We start from the raw sequence: 14,745 nt of genomic DNA, 5'->3' as shown, positions 1-14,745 counted from the left end.
CGCGTCGCTCGTCGTTTATTTGGAATGACCAAACTACGCTCCTCGCTCCTTGATTGCCGGCTTTACAGGCAGCAACAGACGGGAGAACGAAACGGCAACAGACCCTAGTGACCCCCGTTTGGGTGATGGGGGGCGAAGGCGATAGCCGATAGCGTCGCGCTAATCAGACGAAGCCTCTGGAATAACCTGTTCAGGGGGTTGCTGCCTGATTGCAAATTCGTGACAATCGAGCGCAGACGAGCAGCCTGTTGCAGGCTTATAACAATAATTTTGCAAAGAAAGGTCAGTATCTTTTCATCTGCTGACCCGGCCACCCCATGTGGCCAGTTGTCTTTGCCTCGGAGAATGCATGCGCACGGTTGCCCGCCCTTCACTGGAATCTGCTGTCACTGTCGTCACCGCCTTGCTGGTTCTGCTGGGCGCCTGGATTCTGGGGCACCTGGTCTGGGCCGTGATAGCGCCGCAAAGCGTACTGCCTGCTGCCAGCCCCCTTGCCCTGGCAACCGATGCCGACAACAACACCCCGACCTATCCCGGATTTCGCGAGCTGGCCCTGCTGTCGCCGCTGGGCCGTGCTGACCAGCAACCGCTGGAAATCAACGCCCCTGACACCAAGTTGAGCTGGACCCTCAAGGGCGTGCTCTCCGATCCCGACCCGGCGCGCAGCGCCGCCATCCTGGTTACCCAGGGCCAACCGGAAAAACTCTATCGCGTGGGTGCCAGCCTGCCGGGCCAGGTGCGCCTGGAGCAGGTGCTGCCTGACCGCGTCATGCTGATGCGTGACGGTCAGCTGGAGACCTTGCGGCTCAAACGCAACCAATCGGCCGGTGCCGGGCGCAGCAGCGCGCGGCTGGCCAGCCTGCCCACTACAGACAACACGCAGACGCTGGCGCCGGATGGTGGGGTGGCGCGGATAGATCGCGACGCCTGGCTGAACGATCCGCAACGCTTTATGGAAGTGATCAGTGCCAACCCGGTGATGGTGGATGGCGTGATGTACGGCCTCGAGGTCTCGCCGTCGCGCAATGTGCGCGAGTTCGAGGCGGCAGGGCTGAAGGGGGGGGATGTGATTACCGACGTGGATGGCACGCCGGTATCGCAAATCGAGGATTACCGCGACATTCTGCGCGAGTTGACCGACGCGAGTTCGGTGACGCTATCGCTGGAACGTGACGGTGAACCGATGAATATAACGATTACGATGGATTGATACAGATGTCGATGCAGTTTCGGAAGCAGCGGCTGGCGCTGGCGCTGGCATTGGGTTTGGGGGCGCTGAGCGGTCCGCTGGCGGCTCAGACCGCAGGGGCAGCGGCAGACGGGGAAGATCTGGTCCTCAATCTGCGTGATGCGGACATCAATGGCCTGATCGAGATCGTCAGCCAGGAAACCGGTATCAACTTTATTGTTGACCCGCGTGTGCGTGGCGAGGTCAACGTGGTCTCCGGGCAGCCGATTCGGCGCGACGAGCTGTACGACATCTTCCTCAGCGTCCTCAAGTCCCAGGGCTTTGCCGCCGTGCGCGGCAGTGACGGGCTGGTGCGTATCGTGCCGGAAGTGCAGGCCAAGGAAAACGAAGTGGCGGTTCTTGGCGACGATACCCCCGGCGATGAATACATTACCGAGGTGCTGACGGTAAACAACATGGATGCCGGCCAGCTGGTGCGCATCCTGCGTCCGCTGGTACCCAAGGGCGGGCATCTGGCTGCGGCGGCCCAGTCCAACTCGCTGGTTATTGCCGATACGGCGGCCAACGTGCGCCGTATCAAGGCGCTGATCTCGCGTATCGATCGCGAATCAATGGAAGACTTTGAAGTGCTGCCGCTGCAGCACGCCTCGGCGCTGGATGTCGTGCGCATTGTGCAGGGGCTGGATTCCAATGCCCCTGCCGAGGAGTTTGCCCGCGGCCCGAAACTGATTGCCGACGAGCGGACCAACTCGGTCATTCTGCGCGGCGACCCCGAGGCGCGCGCAGGCTTGCGCACCGTGGTACGTCAGCTTGATGTCGCCGGTAACCAGGGTAATACCCAGGTGCATTATCTGCGCTACGCCAAGGCCGAAGAGGTTGCCGAGGTGTTGCGCGGTATCGCCGAGGGGCGCGAGCGCAACAACAGCAGCGGCTCGGTAGGCAATTCCAGTATGGGCTCTTCCAGCAGCGCCGGTACTAACCTGGCCGAGCAGAATCGCGTGCGTATCGAAGCCCACGAGAGCACCAACTCGGTGGTGATATACGGGCCGGCGGAGCTGTCGCGCGAGCTGTCGTCAATCATCCGTCAGCTGGACATTCGCCGCGCCCAGGTGCTGGTCGAGGCGGTGATTGCCGAGGTGTCCTATGACCGCGCCAAGGAGCTGGGCGTGCAGTGGGGGATCGGCAGCGAGGATTCGGGCGTCGGTATTATCAATTTCAACCGCAACGGCAACGGCATTATTGACATTGCCGCCGGCGTGAATGCCTTTCTGGACGGTGATGTCAGCACGCCGCCGTCCCTGGGCAGTGGTATGAGTCTCGGCGGCATAGGTTCAATCGGCAGCACCCAGATTGCCCTGCTGGTCAACGCCCTGCAGGGCGACACCGCGAGCAACATTCTGTCCACGCCCAGCCTGCTGACCCTGGACAATGAAGAGGCCGAGATTGTCGTCGGCCAGAACGTGCCCTTTATTGTCGGCCGCTCGGTGGAGGATTCCGGGCAGGCATTTGACACCATTCAACGTGAAGACGTGGGTATCACGCTGAAGATCCGTCCGCAGATCAACGAGGGCGACGCCGTGCGCCTGGAGATTGCACAGGAGGTGTCGCAGATCGCACCTGGGGTCAGCGGAGCGGCGGACATCATTACCAACAAGCGCAGCCTGACAACGCATGTCATGGTCGATGACAACCAGATGATCGTGCTGGGCGGCCTGATTGATGATCAGATGGTAGAAACCACTGACAAGGTGCCGGTACTGGGCGATGTACCGGGCCTGGGTCGCTTGTTCCGCTATGACACGGCCTCGCTGCAAAAACGCAACCTGATGGTCTTCCTGCGGCCGGTGATCGTACGAGACTCGGCGGTGGCGCAGAGCCTGACCCACAGCAAGTACAGCTATATTCGTGACCAGCAGGTGGCTGAGCAGAATCGTCGCGGGCGTCTGGATGTGGGCGATGGCGTGCCGATTCTGCCTGACTGGAACTACCTGCTGACCCTGCCGCCGCCGTTTGAGAATGCCATGCAGGGTACGCCACCGGCGACTATCAGCGCGCCGCCGGCGGCGAGCGGAGACTGACCATGAGCGAGTCGGACATCCTCTCCCAGGTCGCCCCTGCCAGTGCGCCGACTGATACCGGTTATCGCTTCGCTCGGCGGGTCGGGGTATTGGCCGGCAGCCTGCGTGAAGACGGCCAGATGGAAGTTTTCGTGCGTGCCGATTGCGACCCGCAGGGCCTGCTGGAGCTGCGTCGTCGTTTGGGGCACCCGCTGCTGCCGGTGGTGTTGGACGATGACAGCTTTGCGGCGCGCCTGCGTGACCGCTACGAGCGCTCGGCCAATGACGCGATGCAGTTTGTCGAGGGGCTCAGTGATGACGCTGATCTGCTCTCGGTTGCGCAGTCACTGGCCGAGCCTGAAGACCTGCTGGAATCCCAGGACGAAGCGCCGATCATTCGTCTGATCAATGCGCTGTTGTCCGAGGCGGTCAAGGAAAACGCCTCCGATATCCATATCGAACCCTTTGAGAACCGCCTGTCGATTCGCCTGCGGGTCGACGGCGTGCTGCGCGAGGTACTGGAGCCGCCGCGTGCGCTGGCGCCGGTGATCGTCTCGCGTATCAAGGTCATGGCCAAGCTGGATATCGCCGAAAAGCGCCTGCCGCAGGACGGTCGGATCGGCCTGCGTCTGGTGGGTCGGGCAGTCGATGTGCGGGTGTCGACCTTGCCGTCCGGGCACGGCGAGCGAGTGGTGCTGCGTCTGCTCGACAAGCAGGCTGGCCGTCTGGAACTGCGCCAACTGGGCATGTGCACCGAACACTATGACGCCATGGAGCGGGTGATCAGCCGGCCACACGGGATCGTGCTGGTTACCGGCCCTACCGGCTCGGGCAAGACCACCACCTTGTACTCGGCCTTGATGCGCCTGAATGACCGCAGCCGCAACATTCTCACCGTTGAAGACCCGATCGAGTACTACCTCGACGGTATCGGCCAGACGCAGATCAACAACAAGGTCGACATGACCTTTGCCCGCGGCCTGCGCGCGATTCTGCGTCAGGACCCGGATGTGGTGATGGTCGGTGAGATCCGTGACGTGGATACCGTGCAGATCGCCATTCAGGCCAGTCTGACCGGCCACCTGGTGTTCTCCACCCTGCACACCAATACCGCCGTCGGCGCCATTACCCGTCTGCGTGACATGGGCATTGAACCCTTTCTGCTGTCCTCGACCTTGAACGGTGTACTGGCTCAGCGGCTGGTGCGTACGCTCTGCCCGGATTGCCGCGAACCGCATCAGGCCAGCGCCAGTGAATGCCGCCTGATGGGGGTTGCGCCGGAGCAGCCGCCAACGCTGTATCGCGCGACTGGCTGCGCTGCTTGTAACGGCACGGGCTATCGCGGACGCACCGGCATCTATGAGCTGGTCGAGATTGACGACACCCTGCGTGGCCTGATTCACGATGGTGCCAGCGAACAGGCGATGGTGCGCCACGCCCGGCTGGCGCAGATGGGCATTCGTCAGGATGGCCTGCGCCGCGTACTGGCCGGTGATACCACGCTGGAAGAAGTGCTGCGCGTGACGCGGGAGGACTGAGGATGCCAGCCTTTGAATACACCGCACTGGACGGCACCGGCCGCACCCGCAAAGGGGTAGAGGAGGGCGACTCCCCGCGTCAGGTGCGTAGCCGCCTGCGCGAGCAGGGTCTTACGCCGATGTCGGTCAGCCAGGTTGCCGAGCGTCAGGCGTTGCTGCGCATGCCGGTTTTTCAGCAGCGCATCAAACCGCTGGAGCTGGCGCTGGCAACTCGGCAGATGGCCACCCTGGCGCGGGCCGGCCTGCCAATCGAAGAAGTGCTAGCCACGGTCGCCCGGCAAAGCGAATCCCCCCGCGTACGCTCGGCGCTGACCGCGGTGCGCACCCGGGTCATGGAAGGCTTGCCGCTGGCCCACGCGCTGGGTGAATTCCCGTCGGTCTTTCCGGTTATCTACCGCACCACCATTGCTGCCGGTGAACAGGCCGGTCGCCTGGATCTGGTGCTGGAGCGGCTGGCTGATAACGTCGAGGCGCAGAACGCCATGCGCCAGAAGATTCAGCTGGCGATGTTCTATCCGGCGATTCTCACCTGTGTGGCGCTGCTGGTGACCGTCGCGCTGCTGACCTATGTGGTGCCGGAGGTGGTCAAGGTCTTTGACGGTATGAACCAGGAACTGCCGCTGTTGACGCGCTCGCTGATTGCCGTCAGCGACACCCTGCGTGATTGGGGCATTCTGATGCTGCTGGTGCTGGCGGGGCTGATTTATGGCGCGCGCACGCTGCTGAAAAAGCCGGCCTACCAGCGCCGCTGGCACGACTTTCTGTTGCGCCTGCCGCTGATCGGTCGGCTGACCCGGGGGCTGAACACCGCGCGCTTTGCCCGTACCCTGAATATTTTGGCGGGTAGCGGTGTGCCCTTGCTGGATGCGCTGAACATGAGCGCCAGTGTGATCTCCAACCTGCCCATGCGCGAGGCGGTCTCCGCTGCTGCCCAGCGCGTGCGCGAGGGGGCCGGGGTGGGGCTGGCGCTGGAGCGCAGCGGCTATTTTCCGGCGATGACGCTCAGCCTGATCAAGAGCGGCGAAAGCAGCGGCACCCTGGACAGTATGCTCGAGCGCGCTGCCGAGACCCAGGAGCGCGAGCTGGAAGCGCGTATCGCGATGGTGATGGGGGTCTTTGAGCCCCTGCTGATTCTGACCATGGGCGCAGTGGTGCTGGTGATTGTGCTGGCCATTCTGCTGCCAATCTTTGAACTCAACCAACTGGTGAACTGATGATGTCCCACAAGCAAACCCTGGGCCGCGCGGCGCAGCGCGGTTTTACTTTGATCGAGGTCATGGTGGTCGTGGTGATTCTCGGCATTCTGGCCGCCGTGGTGGTGCCCCGAGTCATGGATCGTCCGGATCAGGCGCGTACCACCAAGGTGCAGAGCGATATCCGCGCGATTGAAAGCGCACTCAACCTGTATCGCCTCGACAATTTCGGCTACCCCACCACCGAGCAGGGGCTGCGTGCATTGGTACAGCGCCCGACTGGCCAGGATGCGCCGCGCAACTGGCGTGACGGAGGCTACCTGGATCGCCTGCAGCAGGACCCTTGGGGTAACGATTACGTGTACCAGACCCCGGGACGTGACGGCCGCCTGTTTGACCTCTACAGCTATGGCGCCGATGGCCGTGCCGGCGGCACGGATAACAACGCCGATATCGGCAACTGGAACCTGGATCAGAACCAGAACAGCGAGCGCTGATGTTTTCCTCTCCCGCCCGCCGGACGGCGCCTGCCTCCACTGCCGGCTTTACCCTGATCGAGGTCCTGGTGGTGCTGGTGTTGATCGGCGTCATTGCGGGCCTGGCGACCCTGTCGCTGGGTAACGGTGCCGAGCGGGAGCTGCGCAAGGAGAGCGATCGGCTGGCGGCCGTATTGCGCCTGGCGCGTGACGAACTGCTGATCAGTGGGGGCAACGAGCGGGCGCTGGGGTTGCGGTGTGGCAGTTACAGCGTGCTGGATCTGGTGCTGCTGGATGACGCCAGCCGCGAGTGGCAGCCCGTGCAGGACCCGCAGCTCGGCCCGCACTGGCTGCCAGAGGGACTGATTGAGCTGGACTTTGAGGCCGATGAGCAGGCTGGTCGGCTGTCCGGCAGCACCGCCTGGACACCGCAGATACGGTTGGGCAATACCGGCGAGATGACGCCTGGACTGATTGTGCTGACTGAAACCAAGGGCAATCTCAAGCGCTATATCAGGACCGACCTGAACGGTCAGATCGAGGTACTCAGTGAACGCCCGTAAGCACGCCGGCTTTACCCTGCTCGAAGTGCTGGTGGCGCTGACCATTCTGGCTGTGGCACTGGCTGCGCTGGTAAAGGCGGGCAGTGACCATGCGCGCAACAGTGCCTATCTGCAGGAGAGAACCCTGGCGCACTGGGCTGGCAGCAACCTGCTGGCCGAGTACCAGTCCGGCATGCGGCCGGCCGCCGACGGCGATCTGCGCGGCAACAGCACTATGGGGCCTTACCAGTTTGGTTATCAGGCCAGCATCAGCGATTACACGGCCAAGGCGCCGTTTCCGCTGCCAGCGGTCAAGCGTATCGATATTCGGGTATGGCTGATGCCCGGCGGCGAGACTGAACAGCGGGCGCTGGTCAGCGGGTTTGTCCTGCCATGACGCGGCAAGGGGGGGTTACCCTGCTGGAGCTGCTGGTGGCGATGGCCGTGTTCGCGATCATGAGTGTGGTCGCTTATCAGGGGCTGCGTTCGGTGCTGCAGGTGAACGAGGTCAGCCGTGAGCACGCCCAGGTATTGGCTGACCTGCAGGTCAGTCTGAGCGTGCTGGAGCGTGACCTGTCGCAACTGGTGGATATCCGTGTGCGTGACGAGTTTGGCGATCGCCTGCCGCCACTGCGACTGCTGCCCGGCTCGGATGATTACCCTCTGCTGGAGCTGGTGCGTGCCGGTGCTGGCGGCACCGAGCGTCTGCGGCGCACCGCCTGGCGTCTGACCGAGCGAGGGCTGGAGCGCGATCTCTGGCCGGGTGTGGATATCGCTGATGCCGACAGCCGTCGCATGCAGCCCTTTGCCGAGCTGGTGGGTGAAGACGAGCAGCTGGGTGTGGATAGCAGCTTTCACTTTATCGTGCGTGGTGCCAGCGGGCTGGAGCGGGTCGACAGCTGGCCGCCGGCCGACCTGGATCCGCAGTCCAGCCAACTGCCCCTGGCCGTTGAAGTGGTGCTGGAGTTGCCGCGTCTGGGGCAGATCCGGCGCCTGATCGCGGTGGGCCAATGAAGCGTCAACGGCAGCAGGGTGTGGCCCTGATTACCGCGCTGCTGATTGTCGCGTTGGCGGTGACGGCGGCGGTGGGTATGGCCATGCGCGGGCAGGCCGATATTCGCCGCAGCAGCGCGGTATTCGAGCGGGACCTGTCGCGGGAAATTGCCCTGGGTGCGGAAAAAATGGTGCTGCAGGTTCTGGAGCAGGCGGACGGCCCGGACGATCTGATCTGGGATACCTGCCTGTCCCCGGTATTGCCCTTTGAGGTCGATCAGGTGCAGCTGCAGGCCACCCTGGATGACATGCGTTGCCGCTTCAATCTCAATGCGCTGGCGGGCGGCGATGAACGACAGCAGGCGCTGTTTGCCCAGTTGGTCGATCGGGTGGGACGTGACGCCGGCGTCAGTCTGCCACCAGGCAGTCAGCTGGCGCTGGCGGTCAGTGACTGGATGGATCCGGAAACCGATGACGCTGTGTATCAACTGGACACGCCGCCGCGCCTGTCGGCCAACCGGACCATGTTGGTGGCCTCGGAACTCAACGCCGTCAGCGGCATGACGCCCGAAGCCTGGCAGGCGCTGGCGCCTTATGTGACGGCTTATCCGTCGGACCAGAGCCCGATTGATCTGGAGCGCAGCAGCGAGTTGATGCAGGAGATTTTTGCCGATCAGGGTGTGGGTGGCGACGCGCCCTGGTTCATGCGGCTGCAGGTGGTAGCCAGCTTCGGCGAACGACAGTTTTATCAGTGCACACTGCTGGATGCGCCGAATGGCAAGGTAGTGTTGCGCGAACAGACGGCCTGCGAGCCGTGACAACAACAGGAATGCGTGCATGTTGATAGTGCTTTTGTCCGCAGTAGCCGCTGCTTCCGAGCAGGACGAGCCATTGCATTGGTGGCGCCTGGGGCGCGAGGGGCAGCCCCTTGAGCAGGGCTGCGACAGCCTTGACGCTTTGCGGCAGCGCTTTGCCGGAGAGCGGGTGCGCGCGCTGTTGCCCGAGGGCGTCGGCCTGCATCGGGTGACGTTGCCAGGCCAGCGCGCGGCCGCCTTGCGTGCGGCGCTGCCCTACGCGCTGGAAGAACGCCTGAGTCAGGAGCTGGACGACCTGCACATCGTCATGGGGCCCAGGCGCGATGATGGCCGCGTCAGTGCTGCCGTTGTCGAGCACAGCGTGATGACCCGTTGGACCGAACGCTTCGCCCAGGCCGGGCTGCGTGTTGAGGCGCTGTTGCCGTTGGCGGCACTGTACGCCGATCAGGCGCCGGCCGAGGGGCTGCGCCTGATCGCGCTGGATTGGCCGCAGGCACCAGGCTGGCTGGTCTGCGCCAGCGACGAGGAACCGGTGCTGCTGGAGCAAGCGCTACTGTCGTTCTGGCTGGGCAATCGCCTGCAGCTGCTGGCACCCGAGCAGCGGGTGCTGGAAGCGCCGGACAGCGACATCAACGCGTTGCAGGCCGGCGTGCCTGCGGACACCCGACTAGTAGCCGTAGCGCCTGCCGAGGCGGCGGTGAGTCTGCAGCAGCACTTGAGCGTGGCGGCACCCTTCAACCTGCTGACCGGCCCCTATGCGGTGAGTATGGCGGCTCCGCCCTGGCGTAAATTGCGACCGGTAATGGCTGCTGCCGGTGTGGTTTTGCTGTTGGCTGTTGGCTGGCTGGGCGCTGAGCGCGCGGCACTCATTGACGAGCGCGACGCCCTGCGTAGCCAGATTGATGCCACCTTTTCCCGTGCCCTGCCCGGGGCGCGTATGCAGGATCCGCTGGTGCAGTTTCAGCAGCAGCTACAAGGCTCCAATGGTCAGGTTCAGGCCGGTGCAGGCATGCTGCTGCATGCATTCTTTGCCAGCGTGAAAGGGCAGGCCGGTGTGGAAATACGTCAGTTGCGCGGCAGCGTCGATGCGCTGGATGTCGAGTTGAAGGTAGCCAGTTTCGCCGAGCTGGAAAAACTGCGCGCGGCCTTGTCGGCAAGCGCAGGTATCACCGAAAACCTGGAAGGCGCCGACTCGGAAAATGGCGGCGTCAGCGCGCGGATTCGTATCGCAAGGAGTGAGTCATGAAGGCCTGGTGGGCGGGGCTGGCCGCCAGAGAGCGGTTTATTCTGATGGGCGGTGGCGTGGTGCTGGCGCTGATTGTGATCTGGGTGGCGGTCTGGGAGCCTCTGGTGCAGGGACGCAGTGCCTTGCGCGCGGAAGTGGCCCGACTCTCGGCTGAAGCGGTCTGGATGGATCAGGTAGCCGATGATGTTCGCCGTCGTGCGCGTCTGGCACCGAGCGGCGGTGGCGTACCCGCGCAAGGATCGGTGTTGACGCTGATCGAGGTGTCGGCCAACGCCGCCGGCCTGCGGCAGGCCCTGACCCGCGTGCAACCCGAAGGCGACGGTGCGCGGCTGAGCTTTGACCAGGTGGGGTTTGACCCGCTGATGAGCTGGCTGGCCGACCTGGAACTGCGGCAGGGTTTACAGGTGTCCCAGTTGTCCATTGACGTGGCTGAGGCGCCCGGTCAGGTCGCCGCTCGCATTTTGGTGGAGCGTAGCCAATGAGTGGCTGGATCCGAGGCAAAAGGTTGTGGTTGCTGGCGACGCTGGTCCTGCTGGCGACCCTGCTGGCCAATCTTCCGGCCACCCTGGTTTGGCAGTCGTTAAAAGGGCATCTGCCCACCCGTGTTGAGCTGACCGGGTTGCGCGGCACCCTGTGGCAGGGTGAGGTGGCGCGCATGCAGGTCGCTGGTATTGATCAGGGCGGTCTCAGCTGGGATTGGCAGCCAGGCGGGCTGCTGCGCGGGGAGGTGGTGCTGGACCTCAGCTGGCGGCCGCGCAAGGGCCAGGTGCGAGCATTGGTCCGCGCCGGCCTTGGCAGCATTACCCTGCAGCAGGTCAATGGCTATCTCGATGCAGCCAGCATGGCGCAGGTCAACAAGGCGCCCTTTGTGCTGCAGGGCGACTGGCTGTTGGATATCAGTGAGCTGCAATTGCAGGATTTTCGGGAGGTAACACGGGCTACTGGACGCATCGGCTGGCAAAATGCCGGTGGTGGCTTACCCAACCCGCTGGCGCTGGGGGACCTGGGCGCTACGCTGAGCCAGGACAACGGTTGGTTGGTGATGACCTTGGCCGACAACGGCGGTCCGCTGGGTTTGCAGGGCAGTGCACGCTGGCAGCCGGCGGCGCCTCTGAAACTGGATACCCGGCTGCAGGCTCGCCCGGAGGCAGAGCCCGCGCTGGCCGAAGGGCTCGGCCTGCTGGGGCGTGCGGATGCCGAAGGGTGGGTACGCTGGCGGGCTAATCTGCAATGAGCAAGGAGTGGACTATGGGAGTGGTGCTGCGGTCTGCCGGTGTGATGGCATTGGCCCTGGTGTTGGGCGGCTGCGCCGGTAACCGGGTGAGCCAGCCGAGCGACTCGTCGCTGGCCGATCTGAGAGCACGGCTGAGTATGGGGCAGTGTACGCCGGAGCTGAGCAATGAGGTGGTGGCGGCTCAGCAGGCCTCGCTGCACCTGGAGGCGGCCTATCAATGTCTGACCAATGGCCGTCTGGGCCTTAGCGAGCAGCTGCTGGTGGACTATCAGAACCATTTTGCCCAGCGAGCCGATCAAGACTACGCCGCCTATCTGGCCGCGTTGATTCCCTATGCGCGGTTTGAACTTGCGGCTGGCGACAGTGTGCAGCGTCTGGAGCAAGGCCGCCTGGCGCACAGCCAGATGGTCGCCTTTGTACGTGCCTATCCGCAGTCGCAGTATCGCAGTGAACTGGCTACCCGTATGGAAGCCATTCTGCAGGGCATGGCTCAGGCCGAGTATGACCTCGCACTGGTGGATGCGGAGCATGGTCAGAAGGCGCGAGCGGAGCGCCGCATGCGCTATCTGCGAGACAACTACCCGCGCACACCAGCGGCGGCGGCCGCCATTGCCTGGCTGATGGATTATCAGGGGCTGTAGAGCTGAGCTTGTCCTTCAGAGTCAAGCATTTTATGGCTTGTTTTGAGAAAAACTTGCCCTGGATCAGGGCTGACGTCCCCAGGTTTGTGCACAAACCTGGGGCGTGCTGTCATGAATTCGTCAAGTCGGCTTGTAAGTGATTGATATTCTTGCGAGCAAAGTAAGCCATTGATTTTAAAGGGAAAAAAATAGGTTAAATTTTAACCATTCTGAGAGGGTGGCCCAGTCTCTATAGCTTTGAGGTGCTTTTGATCAGGCTATCCACAAAGTTATCCACAGATATTGTGGATAGCTCTCTGTAACCCTTGTTCTGTCAGGGCTGGCTGCCTTGTGACGGCGAGAATTGAACAGTCCAGAGCGACGGTAGGAGGGCGTGCCGACTGCTTCAGTCGGCACGCACGCGGCATCCAGGAGCGGCTCAGACGCCCTGCGGGATGTCCTCGCCACCCAGGGCGTTGGTGAGCGAGGGGATCAGCTCACTGAGGGTGCTGGCCATGATGGTGAAACTGGCGTCCAGCTGGCTCAGCATGTCGTCGCCGCCATTTTCTTCCGCTTCGTCGCGCAATAAATCCTCGAACTTCACACGCTTGAGTGTCAGCTTGTCGTCCAGGCTGAAACTGAGCTTCTCCTGCCATTGCAGCATCAGTTGGCTGACCTGCTTGCCGGCGCTCAGATGCAGCTGGATTTCGTCGCTGGCCAGGTCCTGACGTTTGCAGCGCACCACGCCGCCGTCTTCACTGGTGTCGCGCAGCTCGCAGTCGTCGCCGATCTGCAGTTGCTCGGGTGCCTGGTTTTCCTTCACCCACTGGGTCATGCAGGCAGCCGGCGCGGCCTTCACGTTCAAGGGGCGGACGGGCAGCGAGCCGGTGCATTCGCGCAGCAGGCTCAGCAGGTCCTCGGCACGCTTGTGGCTGGAGCTGTCGACCGCGATCCAGCCTTCGGCCGGGCAGATGCAGGCAAAGGTGGTCTGAGTGCGAGTGAAGGCGCGTGGCAGCAACGACATGACGATGTCGTCCTTTAGCGTATCGCGCTCTTTCTTGTATATCTTGCGCGCGTCGCGATTTTCGATCTCCTCGACCTTCTCGGCCAGTGCTTCTTTCACCACGCTGCCGGGCAGGATGCGCTCTTCCTTGCGCATGGCGATCAGCCAGTAGCCGTTGCTGACCTCTACGCGGTTTTCCGAGTGACGGCCCCAGGGGGTGGTCCAGCCAAGGGTATGAGTCTCCTGGCTGGCGCAAGGGCGGGCGGCTTTCTGTTCGAGCGCGTCGACCAGCTCGGATTCGCTGAAGGGAACGGGTTGGCTGAAGCGATAGATGAGCAGGTTACGAAACCACATGGTGCTGTCCTTTCTGTTGCTAAGGTCTTGGGAAGCAACGAACGAAGGAGCCTCCTCGGCCATCGCTGGGCGGGTCGGTTCGATTGTGCTTCCCGGGGAAAGCGCCCAATAGTGCCTCAGCCATCGGTTGGCAGCCAGTGTTTCCGGGGGTTGGAATAAGATATTGAAATAACCTGAATTTTTTTTGAAAAAGGTGTTGCCAGATACGGAAAAGCTCCCTAGAATGCGCACCACTTCGAGAGCAAACGGGTGATTAGCTCAGCTGGGAGAGCATCTGCCTTACAAGCAGAGGGTCGGCGGTTCGATCCCGTCATCACCCACCACTCGAAGAATAGCGCAGCGGTAGTTCAGTTGGTTAGAATACCGGCCTGTCACGCCGGGGGTCGCGGGTTCGAGTCCCGTCCGCTGCGCCATTTCCCCCTCCTGCAGTACTCTTGCTTCATCCTTTTTTCCCGCCTTCGGTACAGAATCACATTCGTTGCTGTCCCGGTAGCCTGCACCTGCAAGCCCTGTTAAGCTGCCTGCTTACTCTTTCGCCCGTGTCGGGTCTGTCTATTGAGGTAAGCATGAAGCGTAATTTGCTGGCAGTCAGCGTTGCAGTCGGTGTTCTGGTTCTGGCCGGGTGTGACAAGGAAAAACAACCGGAACTCACCACCCCAATCCAGCAAGCCTCTTACGGCATCGGCCTTAACATGGGTCAGAGCCTGTTGCAGGACGGTCTGGACGATATTGATCCGCAAGCGCTGGCGCTGGGCCTGCAGGACGCCCTTGGCAAGCAGGAACAGCGGGTGGGTGATGAAGAGCTGACCAATGCCTTCAATGCGCTGCAGCAGCGCGCTCAGGAGCGCGCCGAGGCGCTGGCCAATGAAGCGCTGGACGCCAACAAGCAATACCTGGAAGAGCATGCCGCCAAAGACGGCGTGACCACTACTGAGTCCGGCCTGCAGTACGAAGTTGTTACCTCGGGTGATGAGGGCGCAGCTCAGCCGCAGGCAGACGATGTTGTTGTGGTGCACTACGAAGGCCGTCTGGTTGATGGCACCGTGTTCGATAGCTCGCTTGAGCGTGGCGAGCCGGCCGAGTTACCGGTTGCCGGCGTTATCCCGGGCTGGGTAGAAGTGCTGCAGCTGATGCACGTCGGTGACAAGTGGACCGTCACTGTGCCCGCCGAGCTGGCGTACGGCCCGCGCAGCCCGAGCCCGGTGATTCCGCCGAATTCCATCCTGGTGTTTGATATGGAGCTGGTCTCCATCAAGCCGCGCGAAGAGTGATCCGGTAACACGTCGAAACGCCCGAGGCAAGGCCTTCGGGCGTTTCGGTGTTACTGTTATGCACATTTTTCGGTAACACCTGCTATTTACTTTCCCCCGCTTTTCTGATTTCTCCTTTCCGCTGTAACTGACTGAAAAACATGCACATTTTTCGCTGGTTAAAATATGCGCGGATTGTCTGCAGGCGCATACAAACGGGCGTTTGAGGCAGTTT

At 62.6% G+C, this 14,745-nt stretch carries 15 protein-coding genes and 2 tRNA genes; 16 read left to right on the top strand and 1 reads right to left on the bottom strand.

Features of this window, described 5'->3' with window-relative positions; genetic code table 11:
- Window positions 1-349 precede the first annotated feature (349 nt).
- From gspC to bamD, 13 genes are read left to right on the top strand one after another with little or no spacing between them, the layout of a single operon-like run.
- Window positions 350-1,210, top strand: coding sequence for a type II secretion system protein GspC (gspC, locus tag CNQ84_RS07655; RefSeq protein WP_096004290.1), 861 nt, complete (start codon window positions 350-352; stop codon window positions 1,208-1,210).
- A gap of 5 nt (window positions 1,211-1,215) precedes the next feature.
- On the top strand, window positions 1,216-3,267 hold the full coding sequence (gene gspD, locus CNQ84_RS07650; RefSeq protein WP_096004289.1) for a type II secretion system secretin GspD: 2,052 nt from the start codon (window positions 1,216-1,218) through the stop codon (window positions 3,265-3,267).
- 2 nt (window positions 3,268-3,269) lie between these two features.
- On the top strand, window positions 3,270-4,784 hold the full coding sequence (gene gspE, locus CNQ84_RS07645; protein ID WP_096004288.1) for a type II secretion system ATPase GspE: 1,515 nt from the start codon (window positions 3,270-3,272) through the stop codon (window positions 4,782-4,784).
- A 2-nt stretch (window positions 4,785-4,786) separates the two neighbouring features.
- A complete protein-coding gene (gspF, locus tag CNQ84_RS07640) occupies window positions 4,787-5,998 on the top strand; it encodes a type II secretion system inner membrane protein GspF (protein WP_096004287.1) in 1,212 nt (403 codons plus the stop codon).
- Window positions 5,999-6,000: 2 nt separating this feature from the next.
- Window positions 6,001-6,474, top strand: a complete 474-nt coding sequence (gene gspG, locus CNQ84_RS07635) for a type II secretion system major pseudopilin GspG (RefSeq protein WP_096004334.1) — start codon at window positions 6,001-6,003, stop codon at window positions 6,472-6,474.
- Entirely contained in the window at window positions 6,474-7,016 is a 543-nt protein-coding gene (locus CNQ84_RS07630; RefSeq protein WP_096004286.1) for a GspH/FimT family protein, read from the top strand. The genes gspG and CNQ84_RS07630 overlap by 1 nt, the downstream gene beginning before the upstream one ends.
- Window positions 7,003-7,392 (top strand): type II secretion system minor pseudopilin GspI, encoded by a 390-nt coding sequence (gene gspI, locus CNQ84_RS07625; RefSeq protein ID WP_096004285.1) that lies wholly within the window; start codon window positions 7,003-7,005, stop codon window positions 7,390-7,392. Before CNQ84_RS07630 ends, gspI begins: the two co-directional genes overlap by 14 nt.
- Window positions 7,389-8,009, top strand: a complete 621-nt coding sequence (gspJ, locus tag CNQ84_RS07620; protein WP_096004284.1) for a type II secretion system minor pseudopilin GspJ — start codon at window positions 7,389-7,391, stop codon at window positions 8,007-8,009. The genes gspI and gspJ overlap by 4 nt, the downstream gene beginning before the upstream one ends.
- Window positions 8,006-8,806, top strand: a complete 801-nt coding sequence (gspK, locus tag CNQ84_RS07615) for a type II secretion system minor pseudopilin GspK (RefSeq protein WP_096004283.1) — start codon at window positions 8,006-8,008, stop codon at window positions 8,804-8,806. The genes gspJ and gspK overlap by 4 nt, the downstream gene beginning before the upstream one ends.
- 19 nt (window positions 8,807-8,825) lie before the next feature.
- Window positions 8,826-10,049, top strand: a complete 1,224-nt coding sequence (gene gspL, locus CNQ84_RS07610; RefSeq protein WP_096004282.1) for a type II secretion system protein GspL — start codon at window positions 8,826-8,828, stop codon at window positions 10,047-10,049.
- The gene (gene gspM / locus CNQ84_RS07605; RefSeq protein WP_096004281.1) at window positions 10,046-10,531 is read left to right on the top strand and encodes a type II secretion system protein GspM; all 486 of its coding nucleotides are present in this window, start codon (window positions 10,046-10,048) and stop codon (window positions 10,529-10,531) included. Before gspL ends, gspM begins: the two co-directional genes overlap by 4 nt.
- Window positions 10,528-11,283 (top strand): type II secretion system protein N, encoded by a 756-nt coding sequence (locus tag CNQ84_RS07600; RefSeq protein ID WP_096004280.1) that lies wholly within the window; start codon window positions 10,528-10,530, stop codon window positions 11,281-11,283. The genes gspM and CNQ84_RS07600 overlap by 4 nt, the downstream gene beginning before the upstream one ends.
- A 14-nt stretch (window positions 11,284-11,297) precedes the next feature.
- Window positions 11,298-11,924, top strand: coding sequence for an outer membrane protein assembly factor BamD (gene bamD / locus CNQ84_RS07595; RefSeq protein ID WP_165771243.1), 627 nt, complete (start codon window positions 11,298-11,300; stop codon window positions 11,922-11,924).
- Window positions 11,925-12,342: 418 nt separating this feature from the next.
- Here the strand turns inward: bamD and rdgC are convergent, their stop codons facing one another.
- Window positions 12,343-13,260 (bottom strand): recombination-associated protein RdgC, encoded by a 918-nt coding sequence (rdgC, locus tag CNQ84_RS07590; RefSeq protein WP_096004278.1) that lies wholly within the window; start codon window positions 13,258-13,260, stop codon window positions 12,343-12,345.
- Window positions 13,261-13,507: 247 nt separating this feature from the next.
- On the opposite strand from rdgC, the gene CNQ84_RS07585 reads away from it, so the two are divergent.
- The 3 genes from CNQ84_RS07585 to bamJ all read left to right on the top strand — a co-directional run bounded on the left by CNQ84_RS07585 (window position 13,508) and on the right by bamJ (window position 14,531).
- A tRNA-Val gene (locus CNQ84_RS07585) sits at window positions 13,508-13,583 on the top strand.
- A 13-nt stretch (window positions 13,584-13,596) separates the two neighbouring features.
- Window positions 13,597-13,673, top strand: a tRNA-Asp gene (locus CNQ84_RS07580).
- A gap of 153 nt (window positions 13,674-13,826) precedes the next feature.
- Window positions 13,827-14,531 carry a BamJ family beta-barrel-assembly machinery protein gene (bamJ, locus tag CNQ84_RS07575; RefSeq protein ID WP_096004277.1) on the top strand — a complete coding sequence of 235 codons (705 nt, stop codon included), beginning with the start codon at window positions 13,827-13,829 and terminating at the stop codon, window positions 14,529-14,531.
- Window positions 14,532-14,745: the final 214 nt, after the last annotated feature.

Origin of the sequence: Pseudomonas abyssi, assembly GCF_002307495.1 — a bacterium.
GTDB lineage: Bacteria > Pseudomonadota > Gammaproteobacteria > Pseudomonadales > Pseudomonadaceae > Halopseudomonas > Halopseudomonas abyssi.
This window is presented reverse-complemented; position numbering and strand designations above follow the sequence as displayed.